The sequence below is a fragment of the Streptomyces sp. E2N166 genome, assembly GCF_003671715.1.
GTDB lineage: Bacteria > Actinomycetota > Actinomycetes > Streptomycetales > Streptomycetaceae > Streptomyces > Streptomyces thinghirensis.
On record NZ_RAIF01000012.1, the window covers coordinates 831,722 to 844,769 of the forward strand.

The 13,048-nt window shown below is 73.8% G+C and carries 10 protein-coding genes and 2 pseudogenes; 5 read left to right on the forward strand and 7 right to left on the reverse strand.

The genetic code is table 11. The features are described 5' to 3' along the window. The 5 genes and pseudogenes from EBH09_RS11545 to EBH09_RS11565 form a co-directional block, all read right to left on the reverse strand. Positions 1–182: pseudogene (locus EBH09_RS11545) on the reverse strand (RNA polymerase subunit sigma-70); the annotation flags it as partial. 164 nt (positions 183–346) lie between these two features. Continuing rightward, positions 347–2,281, reverse strand: a complete 1,935-nt coding sequence (gene dnaG / locus EBH09_RS11550; RefSeq protein WP_121746898.1) for a DNA primase — start codon at positions 2,279–2,281, stop codon at positions 347–349. Between the two features lie 29 nt (positions 2,282–2,310). Next, positions 2,311–3,576, reverse strand: a complete 1,266-nt coding sequence (locus EBH09_RS11555) for an FAD-dependent oxidoreductase (protein WP_121746899.1) — start codon at positions 3,574–3,576, stop codon at positions 2,311–2,313. Between the two features lie 146 nt (positions 3,577–3,722). Beyond that, positions 3,723–4,997 carry a deoxyguanosinetriphosphate triphosphohydrolase gene (locus tag EBH09_RS11560; protein WP_121746900.1) on the reverse strand — a complete coding sequence of 425 codons (1,275 nt, stop codon included), beginning with the start codon at positions 4,995–4,997 and terminating at the stop codon, positions 3,723–3,725. Positions 4,998–5,090: 93 nt separating this feature from the next. After that, entirely contained in the window at positions 5,091–5,882 is a 792-nt protein-coding gene (locus EBH09_RS11565; RefSeq protein ID WP_121747350.1) for a sirohydrochlorin chelatase, read from the reverse strand. A 184-nt stretch (positions 5,883–6,066) separates the two neighbouring features. Here EBH09_RS11565 and EBH09_RS11570 point away from each other — a divergent pair, with 184 nt between their 5' ends. Beyond that, complete coding sequence (locus tag EBH09_RS11570; protein WP_121746901.1) at positions 6,067–6,759, forward strand: ElyC/SanA/YdcF family protein; 693 nt, start codon at positions 6,067–6,069, stop codon at positions 6,757–6,759. 103 nt (positions 6,760–6,862) lie between these two features. Then, positions 6,863–9,061, forward strand: a complete 2,199-nt coding sequence (locus tag EBH09_RS11575) for a molybdopterin oxidoreductase family protein (RefSeq protein ID WP_121746902.1) — start codon at positions 6,863–6,865, stop codon at positions 9,059–9,061. 3 nt (positions 9,062–9,064) lie between these two features. Here the strand turns inward: EBH09_RS11575 and EBH09_RS11580 are convergent, their stop codons facing one another. After that, positions 9,065–9,493, reverse strand: coding sequence for a gamma-glutamylcyclotransferase family protein (locus EBH09_RS11580; RefSeq protein ID WP_121746903.1), 429 nt, complete (start codon positions 9,491–9,493; stop codon positions 9,065–9,067). A 164-nt stretch (positions 9,494–9,657) separates the two neighbouring features. Between EBH09_RS11580 and EBH09_RS11585 the strand changes: the two genes are divergently transcribed. After that, positions 9,658–11,304 (forward strand): M4 family metallopeptidase, encoded by a 1,647-nt coding sequence (locus EBH09_RS11585; RefSeq protein ID WP_121746904.1) that lies wholly within the window; start codon positions 9,658–9,660, stop codon positions 11,302–11,304. Positions 11,305–11,371: 67 nt separating this feature from the next. Here EBH09_RS11585 and EBH09_RS11590 read toward each other — a convergent pair whose 3' ends face one another. Then, positions 11,372–11,956 (reverse strand): NAD(P)H-dependent oxidoreductase, encoded by a 585-nt coding sequence (locus tag EBH09_RS11590; protein ID WP_121746905.1) that lies wholly within the window; start codon positions 11,954–11,956, stop codon positions 11,372–11,374. Positions 11,957–12,248: 292 nt separating this feature from the next. On the opposite strand from EBH09_RS11590, the gene EBH09_RS11595 reads away from it, so the two are divergent. Both EBH09_RS11595 and EBH09_RS11600 read left to right on the forward strand, forming a co-directional pair. Beyond that, a complete protein-coding gene (locus EBH09_RS11595) occupies positions 12,249–12,782 on the forward strand; it encodes a hypothetical protein (protein ID WP_121746906.1) in 534 nt (177 codons plus the stop codon). A gap of 121 nt (positions 12,783–12,903) precedes the next feature. After that, a pseudogene (locus tag EBH09_RS11600) lies at positions 12,904–13,048 on the forward strand (class F sortase); the annotation flags it as partial.

Here is a 13,048-nt window from a genome sequence, read left to right on the forward strand (position 1 = left end):
CGGGGGCATCGCGACGAGTACGCCGCTCTCCGCGTCCGGCTCCGCGCCGTCGGTACTGGTCTCGGTCTGGGTGAGGGTCTGGGTCTGCACGGGGGCGACCTCCAGGATGGACGCGGCCGACGGGGGCCGGCGGCGGTACTTCGGGGGCGGAGCCGGCTCGTTCGCCGCGGTCCGCCCCGTACGCGTGAACGGAACCGCGGGAATCAGCGACCCGCCGGGACGGATCGGCCGCGCTCCGAGGACTCAGGCACCGCCCCCAGTGTGGGGTACGACACATCACCGCCACGAGGGGCGTGCGGTGACTTTTTGCGTCCGGGCGTGACCGCGCGGTTACCCGCGGTCGGCCCTAGAGGGCGGCGGCGCCCTGTACGCGCAGGGTCTGGTCGTACTGCTGGAGGACCCACAGCTCGTTCTGTACGGCGGCCAGTTCGGCGGGGTCGCCGTGGCCGGTGAGGCGGGTGAGGCGGCCCGTGATGTCGCGGATGCGGCGCTCGACGGCCCGGCGTCGGACGGTGACCAGCTGGGCGCCCGCGTAGACCTCGTCGACGTCCTTCACGCCGCGGTGCAGCATGATCGCCTCGACCGCGAGTTCGGTGACCATGGCGCGGACGGCGTCGTCGGGGGCGGCCTCGCGGACGCGGACCAGGTAGTCCTGCGGGTCCTGGACGCCGAACTCGGCGCCGCCCGCCTCCATGATCGCCTCGCGTACGGCGGCGTAGGGCGGGGCGGTGAACTCGTCGACGCCGTACGCGTCGAAGGCCGGGGAGACCAGCTCCGGACGCTGGAGGGCGAGCTTGAGCAGTTCGCGTTCGGTGGCGAAGACGGGGTTGCGGAGGTTGAGGGCCGGGCCGCCGCGGGGGCCTGGACCGGCGGGGCCGGCGTACTGCTGCGGGGCGCCGCCACCGCCGCGCTGCTGCCGGTCGGGGACGGGGCCCTTGCCGCCGCGGTCGCGGGACCAGCGGGCCAGCTGGGCGATCCGCTTGACCACGAACTGCGTGTCGAGGATGCCCAGCATCCCGGCGAGCTGCACGGCGACCTCGTGCTGGGCGCCGCTGTTCTTGATGCGGGCGACGACCGGGGCGGCCTCGTCCAGCGCCGACGCGCGGCCGGCCGGGGTGTCCAGGTCGTAGCGGCTCACGATCTGGCGGAGCGCGAACTCGAAGAGCGGGGTGCGCGGCTCGACCAGGTCGGCGACCGCGTCGTCGCCCTTGGCCAGGCGCAGGTCACAGGGGTCCATGCCGTCGGGGGCGATGGCGATGTACGTCTCGGCGGCGAACTTCTGGTCGTCCTCGAAGGCGCGCAGGGCCGCCTTCTGACCGGCGGCGTCGCCGTCGAAGGTGAAGATCACGCGGGCGGATCCGTTGTCCATCAGGAGGCGGCGGAGGATCTTGATGTGGTCGCCGCCGAATGCCGTGCCGCAGGTCGCGATGGCGGTGGTGACGCCGGCCAGGTGGCAGGCCATGACGTCCGTGTAGCCCTCGACGACGACCGCGCGGGACGCCTTCGCGATGTCCTTCTTCGCCAGGTCGATGCCGTACAGGACCTGGGACTTCCGGTAGATCGCGGTGTCCGGGGTGTTCAGGTACTTCGGGCCGTTGTCCGCCTCGTAGAGCTTGCGGGCGCCGAAGCCGACGACGTCGCCGCCGATGTCGCGGATGGGCCACATCAGGCGGCCGCGGAAGCGGTCGATGGGGCCGCGGCGGCCCTCCTGGGAGAGGCCGGAGAGGACCAGCTCCTTGTCGCTGAAGCCCTTGCCGCGCAAATAGCGGGTGAGGTGGTCCCAGCCCTGGGGGCTGTAGCCGACGGAGAAGTGCTGGGCGGCGGCCTGGTCGAAGCCGCGGTCCGCGAGGAAGGCACGGCCCGTGTCGGCCTCGGGGCTGGTCGCCAGCTGCTCCGCGTACCACTGGGCGGCGATCTTGTGGGCCTCGACCAGGCGGATGCGTTCGCCGCGCTGGTGGGTGGGGTTGTACCCGCCCTCCTCGTAGCGCAGGGTGATGCCGGCCTGGCCGGCCAGGCGCTCGACCGCCTCCGAGAAGGTGAGGTGGTCGATCTTCATCACGAACGTGATGGTGTCGCCGCCCTCCTGGCAGCCGAAGCAGTGGAAGAACCCCTTGCTCGGGCTGACCTGGAAGGACGGGGACTTCTCGTCGTGGAAGGGGCAGAGGCCCTTCAGGTTGCCGCCGCCCGCGTTCCTCAGCTGGAGGTACTCGGACACCACGGCGTCGATCGGGACCGCGTCCCGTACCGCCTTCACGTCCTCGTCGTTGATCCGTCCAGCCACGCGTGAAGTCTACGGCGACGGTCCGACAGCTACGCGACGAGGCTTTCGAGGGGTACGTGCGGGTCCGCCAGGGCCTCCGTGTCCACCTGGGTCTTCGAGCGGATCAGCTGCTGGATCGGCTCCGTGACGTCCCACACGTTCACGTTCATCCCGGCCAGCACGACGCCCTCCTTCACCCAGAAGGCGATGAACTCGCGCTTCGCCGCGTCACCGCGGATCACCACCTGGTCGTACGACCCCGCGGGCGCCCAGCCGGAGTACTCCATGCCCAGGTCGTACTGGTCGGTGAAGAAGTAGGGCACGCGGTCGTGGGCGAGGCCCCTGCCGAGCATCGCGCGGGCGGCCGCCGGGCCGCCGTTGAGGGCGTTGGCCCAGTGCTCCACGCGCAGGCTGGTGTCGAAGAGGGCGTGGTGGAAGGAGGCCACGTCACCGGCCGCGTGGATGTCGGGGTCCGAGGTGCGCAGGTTCGCGTCGACGACGATGCCGCCGCCGTGGGCGCGGTCGGCGATCTCCAGGCCCGCGGCCTGGGCCAGCGCGGTGCGCGGGGCGGCGCCGATCGCGGCGAGCACGTCGTGCGCGGGGTGCTCCTCGCCGTCGTCGGTGCGGGCGGCGAGGACCAGGCCGTCCTGGCCGATGATCTCGGTCAGTCTCACGCCGAAACGGAAGCGGACGCCGTGCGCCTCGTGCAGCTCGGCGAAGACGGAGCCCAGCTCGGGGCCGAGGACGCCGTGCAGCGGGGTCGGCCCCGGTTCGACGACGGTGACCTCCGCCCCGTACTCGCGGGCCGCCGCCGCGACCTCCAGGCCGATCCAGCCGGCGCCGGCGATCACGAGGTGGCCGTTGTCCCGGCCGAGGGAGGCGAGGACGCCCTTGAGGCGCTCGGCGTGGGCGAGGCGGCGCAGGTGGTGGACGCCGGCGAGGCCGGTGCCGGGGACGTCGAGGCGGCGGGGCTCGGCGCCGGTCGCGATGAGCAGCTTGTCGTACCCGGCGCGGGTGCCGTCGTCGCCGTAGTGGACGGTCCTGGCGGCGCGGTCGATCGCGACGACGGTCTGGCCGAGGTGCAGCTCGATGTCGTGCTGCGCGTACCAGGCGGGCTCGTGCACGAAGACGCTGTCGCGCTCCTCCTTGCCGAGGAGGTAGCCCTTGGACAGCGGCGGGCGCTCGTAGGGGTGGTCGCGCTCGTCGCAGATGAGGATCACCCTGCCGGTGAAACCCTCCGTGCGGAGTGTCTCGGCCGCCTTCGCGCCCGCCAGGCCGCCTCCGACGATGACGAATGTCTGATCCGCGTCGACCACTTGTTTGCCTCCTCGTCGGGGTGCCGCCACATGCGAGCGTCCCGCACGTGGCGTGGTGCGGGAAGGGGGAGTGACCCGATCAGGCCACGGAGGCCCCCGTCTCGGGGGGCCTGAGCGCCTGCCGGGTCACACCTGTCCCGTCAGTCTCATGGATGCCCCGTCAGGCGGCCGTGAAGCGAGCGGGCCGAGGCATCGGTGAGGGAGGCGATCTGGTCGACGATCACCCGTTTGCGGGCGCGGTCGTCGGCGGCCCCGTCGAACAGGGCGCGGAACTGGGGGTCGAGGCCGTCGGGGGCGCGGGCGGTGAGTGCCTCGGCCAGTTCGGCGACGACGACGCGCTGGTCGGCGCGGAGCCGCTCCTGCTCGGTGCGCTGCATGACGTAGCGCACGGCGACCGCCTTGAGGACGGCGCACTCCGTGCGGGTCTCCCGGGGGACCACCAGTTCCGCCGTGTACCGGGTGAGCCGGCCGCTTCCGTACGCGGCCCGGGTGGCGGTCTCGGCGGCGAGGCAGAAACGGCCGATGAGCTGGCTGGCGGCGTCCTTCAGCCTGGCCTGGGCGACGGCCGAGCCGTCGTAGCCGTGCGGCCACCAGTCCTGGGCGAGGAGGCGGTCCAGGGCGGCGGCGAGTTCGGCGTGGTCGGTGCCGGCCGGGACGTAGCGGCCGACGGCGACCTCGAAGACCGCCTCGCGCTCGGGGTCGGCGAGCAGGCAGTTCGGGTCGATGTGACCGGCGTGCAGGCCGTCCTCGACGTCGTGCACGGAGTACGCCACGTCGTCGGCCCAGTCCATGACCTGGGCCTCGAAGCAGGTGCGGGCACCGGGGGCGTCCTTGCGGAGCCACTCGAAGACGGGCCGGTCGTCGTCGTACACGCCGAACTTGGGCGAGGCGGGGTCGGTGGGGTGGGCACCTCGGGGCCAGGGGTACTTGGTGGCGGCGTCGAGGGTGGCGCGGGTGAGGTTGAGGCCGACGGAGCCGTCCTCGGTGAAGCGCTTGGGCTCGATGCGGGTGAGGAGGCGGAGGGACTGGGCGTTGCCCTCGAAGCCTCCGCAGTCCTCGGCGAAGGCGTTGAGCGCCTGTTCGCCGTTGTGGCCGAAGGGCGGGTGGCCAAGGTCGTGGGAGAGGCAGGCGGCCTCGACGAGGTCCGGGTCGCAGCCGAGGGCGGCGCCGAGTTCGCGGCCGACCTGGGCGCATTCCAGGGAGTGCGTGAGGCGGGTGCGGGGGCTGGCGTCCCAGACGGGGCTGCGCTCGCCCGGCGTGACGACCTGGGTCTTGCCGGCGAGGCGGCGCAGGGCCGAGGAGTGCAGGATTCGGGCGCGGTCGCGTTGGAAGGCGGTGCGGCCGGGGCGTTTGTCCGGTTCCGGGGCGTAGCGGGCGACTGACGTCGGGTCGTACGGGGGTGCGGGTGCGGTGCCTTCCATGTCATGAACAGTAAGGGGAAGGTGTGACGGTTGGGTCGCCCATGCGGGTGCCGCCTGGGGTCGTCGGGCGAGTGCGGGTCCGGTTGTGGCTGGTCAAGCCCACGCGGCGGAGCCGCGGGTCGATGCGCCCCGCGCCCCTGCGGGGGTGTTGGTCTCGCCGTTGGTCACCAGTGCCCGGTCGTAGCGGTGGAGGAGGAGGCGGGCCATCGCCGGGTGGGTGCCCAGGGGGGCCGACGCGATCCACGGGGCCGTTGCCGCCGACTCCGTCGCGAAGCGGCCCGGGGCCGTGAAGTACGAGGCGATGGCGATGCCGCGGTGGCCCCGGGCCTCCAGCGCGCGTACCGCTTCCGGCACCGTGGGGGCCGCCGCCGAGGCGTACGCCGGGACCACCGGGGCACCGAGGCGGGCCGACAGGAGGGCGGCCGTGCGGGCCGTGTCGGTCCTGGAGTCCGGGTCGCGGGAGCCCGCGGATGCGAGGACGACCGCGTGGTCCGGCCCCGCGTGGACGGGCCAGCCGCCCTGCACCAGGCGGTCGTGGAGGGCGTCCACGAGCAGCGGGTGCGGGCCGAGGGGGGCGGCGACGCGGGTGCGGGCCGGGGAGGCCGCGGCCATCTCGGGGATGTCCCGTTTGACGTGGTGGCCGCGGCTGAGGAGGAGCGGGACCAGGACGGCTTCCCCGTCACCGAGGGCGGCGAGCGTGCCGGGGAGCAGGGGCTCGTTCAGTTCGATGTGCCCGAGGTGCACCGGCAGGCCGGGACGCAGGGCGCGGACCCGGTCGAGGAGGGCGCGTACGGTGCTCAGCGCGCGCGGGTCGCGGCTGCCGTGGGCGACGACGACCAGGGCGGGGGTGCCGCCGGGTGCCGCCGTGCTCGTCGTCCTGCCCATCAGTGTCATCGCCGTCATGCGTCGAGAGTGGCTGCCGGACGTTGCCTCCCCGTTGCGCGGAGGTCACAGGGATTTTCCGGCGGTTCACACGGCGCCGGGTGCCCCGTGTGAGCGGCCGGTGAACCGGACGGCCCGCCCGGACGTCCCTGGGGTCAGGAGACGATCAGGGAGGGGACCGACACCGATGCGCCGCTGGAGACCACGCAGACCGCGCCTGCCGCGCACCCGCAAGGGGCAGCGGCGGCTGATCCGGGCGGTGGCGGCCGGGTGCGTGCTGGGGCTGCTGCCGGCCACGTGGCTGCACCTGGTGACCGGTGACCGGCTGCGCGGCACGGCCGACGTGCCCCGCACCGAGGTCGCCGTCGTCTTCGGCGCCGGGCTGTGGGAGGGCGAGCCGTCGCCGTACCTCGCGCACCGGCTGGACGCGGCGGCCGAGCTGTACCGCGCGGGCCGGATCGAGGTGGTCCTCGTCACCGGCGACAACAGCCGCGAGGAGTACGACGAGCCGGACGCCATGCGTGCGTACCTGGTCCGGCACGGGGTTCCCGACGGGCGGATCGTCAGCGACTACGCCGGTTTCGACACCTGGGACTCCTGCGTCCGCGCGAAGAAGGTCTTCGGCGTGGACCGGGCGGTCCTGATCAGCCAGGGCTTCCACATCCGGCGCGCGGTGGCTCTGTGCCAGGAGGCGGGGGTGGCCTCGTACGGCGTCGGGGCCGACGACGTACACGACATGACCTGGTACTACGGGGGCGCTCGGGAGATCTTCGCGGCGGGGAAGGCGGCGCTGGACGCGGTCTTCGAGCCGGATCCCACGTTCCTCGGGCCGAAGGAGCCGGGGGTGGCGCGGGCCCTGGACCGGGCCGGCGAGCGGTGACGCGCCCCTCACCGCGGCCGGCGGGCCCCGGGGAGGTCACCGTCCCGGCGGCGTAACAAACCGCCGCCCGGTCGCGTAACACGGGCGTCGCACGCTGGACGGCATGCAGAACACCGGCATGCAGATCACCGCCACGCGGCACACCGCCACGCCCACGCACTGCCCGTACTGCGCCCTGCAGTGCGGGATGAACCTGACGCCCGCCGCCGACGGGACCGTCGAGGTGTCCGAGCGCGCCGACTTCCCGGTGAACCGGGGCGCGCTGTGCGGCAAGGGGCGTACGGCGCCCGCGGTGCTGTCGTCCCGGGTGCGGCTGACCTCCCCCTTGGTGCGGTCCGGCGACGGGACGCTGGTGCCGGCCTCGTGGGAGGAGGCGCTGGGGCGGATCGCCGGGAACCTGGCCCGCACCCGGGCGGAGCACGGCGCGGACGCGCTCGGGGTGTTCGGCGGGGGCGGGCTGACCAACGAGAAGGCGTACACGCTGGGGAAGTTCGCCCGGGTGGTGCTGGGCACCTCGCAGATCGACTACAACGGGCGGTTCTGCATGTCGTCGGCGGCGGCGGCCGGTGTGAAGGCGTTCGGTCTCGACCGGGGGCTGCCGTTCCCGCTGGAGGACATTCCGAAGACCGGGTGCGTGATCCTCGTCGGGTCGAACCCGGCGGAGACGATGCCGCCGTCGCTGCGGTACTTCACCGAGCTGCGCGAGAACGGCGGCACGCTGATCGTCGTCGACCCGCGCCGCACGAAGACCGCCGAGCAGGCCGACCTGCACCTGGCGCCGAGGCCGGGCACCGACCTGGCCCTGGCGCTGGGCATGCTGCACCTGGTCGTCGCCGAGGGGCGGGTCGACGAGCGGTACGTCGAGGAGCGCACGGCCGGCTGGGAGGACGCGCGGGCGGCGGCGATGGGGCACTGGCCGGAGTACGTGGAGCGGATCACGGGGGTGTCCGTTCCCGAACTGCGGGAGGCGGTGCGGCTGTTCTGCGAGCCGGAGGCGGCGATGGTGCTCACCGCGCGCGGGCCCGAGCAGCAGGCCAAGGGGACGGACACGGTGGGCGCGTGGATCAACCTGTGCCTGGCGACCGGGCGGGCCGGGCGCCCCCTGTCGGGGTACGGCTGCCTGACCGGGCAGGGCAACGGGCAGGGCGGACGCGAACACGGGCAGAAGGCCGACCAGTTGCCCGGCTACCGCAAGCTGACCGACCCGGCGGCGCGGCGGCACGTCGCCGAGGTGTGGGGGGTGGATCCGGACTCGTTGCCGGGGCCGGGGCGCAGCGCCTACGAGCTGCTGGACGCGCTGGGCACGGACATCAGGTCGCTGCTGCTGATGGGCTCCAACCCGGTGGTGTCGGCGCCCCGCGCGGCCCATGTCGAGGAGCGGCTGCGGTCGCTGGACTTCCTGGCCGTGTGCGACGTGGTGCTCTCCGAGACGGCGGCGCTGGCGGACGTGGTGCTGCCGGTGACTCAGTGGGCGGAGGAGACGGGGACCACGACCAGCCTGGAAGGGCGCGTGCTGCTGCGGCGGCGCGCGATCAGTCCGCCGGACGGGATCCGCAGCGACTTGGAGGTTCTGCACGAACTGGCCGATCGGCTCGGCGTGGAGAAGGGCTTCCCGACCGAGCCCGAGGAGGTCTTCGAGGAGCTGCGCCGGGCGAGCGCGGGCGGTCCGGCGGACTACTCCGGGATCGACTACCGGCGGCTGGCGGAGGAGAACGGGGTCTTCTGGCCGTGTCCGGCGTCGGACGGGGCGGACGGGACGGACGGGATCGACGGGATCGACGGGACGGACGGGACCACCGGGGCCGCCGTCCGGCACCCGGGCACCCCTCGTCTCTTCCTCGACCGCTTCGCCACCGACGACGGGCGGGCCAGGTTCGTGCCCGTCTCACACCGTCCGAGCGCCGAGGAGCCGGACGACGAGTACCCGGTGCTGCTGACCACCGGGCGGGTCGTGGCGCAGTACCAGTCGGGCGCGCAGACCCGGCGGGTGGACGAGCTGAACGCCGCCGCGCCTGGCCCCTTCGTGGAGTTGCACCCTCGGCTGGCGGCGCGGCTGGGGGCGGCCGACGGCGATCCGCTGGCCGTCGTGTCGCGGCGCGGGCGGGCGGTGGCGCCGGCCCGCGTCACCACCGGCATCCGGCCCGACACCGTGTTCATGCCGTTCCACTGGGCGGGCGAGGGGCGTGCCAACACCCTCACCAACCCGGCGCTCGACCCGACCTCGCGGATGCCGGAGTTCAAGGTGTGCGCGGTTCGGGTGGAAGCGGTGACGAAGGCGGCGGCGCCCGCGGACACGCCGTAGCGGTCAGCGCAGGGGCCAGGCGCCGCCCTCGACCGGTGTGCCCCGGGCCCGCAGCCGTGCGGCGACGGCCGGGGCGGCGACGTACACCCAGGCGAGGACGGACGCCCCGTCGGTGTCCCGTACGACCGTTCTGGCCACGCGGTCGTACAGGTTGCGCGGGTCGCCCGGCACGTACTCCTCCAGCAGGTCCAGGGCGGTGAGCAGGTCGTCGTACGCCTCCGGCCGGGCGGTGACGAGTTCCCCGGCGACCACTGCCCCGGGTCCCCGCGCCGCCTCCACGGCGTACGGGTAACCGGGGCCGGCGTAGAGCACGGCGCCGTGCAGGCGGGCCGGTTCCTCCGCGCGGGAGCGTCCGCGCAGGAAGCGGTCGTGGTTGGGGCCGCCGGGACGGAGCGTGCCGTAGACGAAGAACGGGAGTCGCGCGGTATCCACAGAGGGTCATTCTCTCCCCTCATGCCTCTCGTGATCTTCACGGGAGGGCTATGGACATGACATGCCGGGCTCCTCGACTCTGGGTCGACATCAGCGCCGTCCCCCGCGCTCCCCACGCGCCCCGCGCCCCGCGCCCCGAAGCGCTCCTCCCCCCAAGGAGTTCGATGAGCCGCCGAATACGGCACGCCCGAGGTCCCCGCCCCGCCACGGCCGGCATCGCCGTCGCCGGCGCGGCCCTCCTGACGGCCACTCTGGTCCCCGCCGCCCAGGCGGACGGCCGGCCGACCCCCGCCGCAGCCCTCGACAACGCGGCGGCGGCCCTCGTGGACCACGCCACGCAGCTGGGCCTGACCCCGCAGCAGGACACGAAGGTCCGCGACGTCGTCGTCGACGAGGACGGCGCCCAGCACGTCCGCTACGACCGCACCTACCGCGAAATCCCCGTCCTGGGCGGCGACTTCGTCGTCCACCTCGCCCCCGACGGCGACTACCGGGGCGCGAGCCGCGCGACGCGCGCCCCGGTCTCCCTTCCCACCGTCACCCCGAGGCTGTCGGCCCCCAGGGCCGCCGACCTGGCCGCGAACACGCTGCGCGCCGCCAACCCGGGCGAGCTGCTGAGGAAGCTCACCGCCAAGCCGGAGCTGGTGGTCGACGCCCTGCACGGTGCCCCGAAGCTGGCCTGGCGCACGGACGCGGCGGCGCTGGACTCCGTCGGCAACCCGGTCGCCCGCACGGTGCTGACCGACGCGCGCACGGGCGCCCGGATCGACGCCTGGGACTCCGTCGAGACGGCGACGGGCGACGGCAAGTCGCTGTACGGCGGCACGGTGCCGCTCGAAACGACGCGGTCGGCACCGTCGTACCGGCTCAAGGACCCGACGCGCGGCGGCACGTACACCGGTGACGCGGGGAACCGGACCGACCTGTGCCTCCTCACCGTCTGCCTGGTCCGGGCGCCCTCGACGGTGTTCACCGACGCCGACAACCACTGGGGCACGGGGACGGCGGCCGACCGCGCCTCGGCCGCGGTGGACGCGCAGTACGGCACGGACGTCACCTGGGACTACTACAAGGACGTCCACGGGCGCAGTGGCATCGCGGGTGACGGCAAGGGCTCGTACAACCGCGTGCACTACGGGAACGGGTACAACAACGCCTTCTGGGACGACGGTTGCTTCTGCATGACGTACGGCGACGGTGACGGGACGACCTTCGGCCCGCTGGTCTCCCTGGACGTCGCCGGGCACGAGATGTCGCACGGCGTGACGTCGGCGACGGCGGCGCTGACGTACTCGGGCGAGTCCGGCGGCCTGAACGAGGCGACCTCCGACATCTTCGGCACGCTGGTGGAGTGGCACGCGGGCAACTCCACCGACGCCGGGGACTACCTGATCGGCGAGAAGGTCGTCCGGGACGGCTTCGGCCGCGACGCGCTGCGCTACATGGACCGGCCCAGCAGGGACGGCGGTTCGGCCGACTGCTGGAGCACCTCGGTGGGCGACCTCGACGTCCACTACTCGTCCGGGATCGCCAACCACTTCGCCTACCTGCTGGCCGAGGGCAGCGGCACGAAGACCGTGGGCGGCGTGAACTACGACTCCCCCACCTGCGACGGCTCCACGGTCTCCGGGATCGGCCGGGACAAGCTGGGGGACGTCTGGTACCGGGCGCTGACGGTCTACATGACCTCGTCCACGGACTACGCGGGCGCCCGCACGGCCACGCTGAGCGCGGCCGAGGACCTGTACGGCGCCGACAGCGCGGAGCACGCCGCGGTGGGCGCGGCGTGGAGCGCGGTGAACGTGGGCTGACCACCAGTCCCCGTCCGCCCCGGCGCCGGCCGGCATCCTCGCCGTGAGGGTGCCGGCCGGCGTCGTGTCAGGCGTCGTACGGCCGCTTCTCCTTCGCCTCCCGCAGGGCTCGCCCCCACCACACCAGCTGGTCCAGCATCGTCTTCGCCGCCGCGTCCGGTCCCGACGGGTCCCGGAGCCCGCCCTCGTCGTCGAACGCGGCGCCCGCGTTGTGGAAGGAGACGGTGTCGCGGACGGTGACGGCGTGCAGCTCGGCGAAGACCTGGCGCAGATGCTCCGACGCACGCAGGCCGCCGGCCAGACCGCCGTAGGAGACGAGGCCGACGGGCTTGGCCCGCCACTCGCTGAAGTGCCAGTCGATGACGTTCTTCAGGCCCGCCGGGAACGAGTGGTTGTACTCGGGGGTGAGCACGACGAACGCGTCGGCGCCCGCCAGTTTGGGGGTGATCTCCGCCAGCGCGGCGGTGGCCTCCGACGTCGGGGCGAAGGTCGTGGGCAGGTCGGTCGCGGCGACGTCCACCACCTCCGGGACCAGGTCGTCGTGGGTCCGGAGGTGACCCAGGAGCCAGTCGGCGACGACGGGGCCGAAGCGGCCGTGGCGGTTGCTGCCGACGAGCAGGGTCACATGGAGCGGAGCGGTCGTTGTGTTCATGCGCGACAGCCTGGTACCTCGACTTAACTTGAGGTCAAGTCGTGGCGTCGGGGGTCCGTCCTCAAGGCACCGGTCACCCGTTCACACCCGCGCCGCACGCCCTTCGGGATCTTTTCCGGTGCACCCCCGCCGCACGCCGGTGACCTGCCGAAACGGCGTCCCGGGCGGGTCCGCCGGGGCCGGGCCCGACACCCGTTCATCCCATTCCCGGCGCATCCTCGGGGAGCGGGGCGCGTCCGGTGCGACTTTCCTCGGTAGGGCAGGGGCCACCGAAGAGCTCAAAGGAGCACCGATGCGACGTACCGCCCGCCTGCTGACCGGTACCGCGCTCGCCGTCGCGGCCGTCGGCCTCGCCTCCCCGGCGACCGCGTACGCCGGGGAGGCCGCAGCGACCGGTGCTCTGGAGGTGTACCCGTCCTCGGTCGTGCCGGGCGAGCCGGCCATGGTGACCACGGCGGCGTGCGGGGAGGGCGGTTCGGCGGCGGGTGACGCCAGCGCGGTGGGCGCCGGCACGTTCCCGCTGGCGCCGGACACGGACGCGGGCGGGTCGGTGGGCCGCTTCGAGGTGCCGCCCAGCGCCCAGCCGGGGACTTACGAGATCGTCGCGACCTGCGGTGGAAGCGGCCTGCGGGTGACGGGCGACCTGGTGGTCACGCTGACCTCGGCCCGTGAGCAGGTGTATCCCAAAGGAAGCGTGAAGACGGGGGTCGGCGGCGCTCTTGGCCCCGATCCCGTGCAGACCGCGGCCGGTGTGGCGGCTCTGGCCGTCGCCGCCGCGGGCGGTACCTGGCTCCTGCATCGCCGGGCGAGAGGCGACGGGATCTGACGGGCACCCTCCGCTGCCCGTCCGCCGGTACCGCACTTCCCCACCCCCTCCGGGTCCGACGCCCCTCGCGGCCCGGAGGGGGCAGGGGGCCTACAGAGGAACCCTAGGGAGAGGGGACGTCATGCGCAGGGTCGGCAACACCGCGATAGCGGCCGTCACCGCGGTCGCCCTGTGCGCCGGGGCGTGGCTGCTCGTCGGCGGCGCCCAGACCGAGACCCCGCCCCAGCCGTCGGCCGCGCAGGCCCGCACCGGGCAGACCGGCGGGG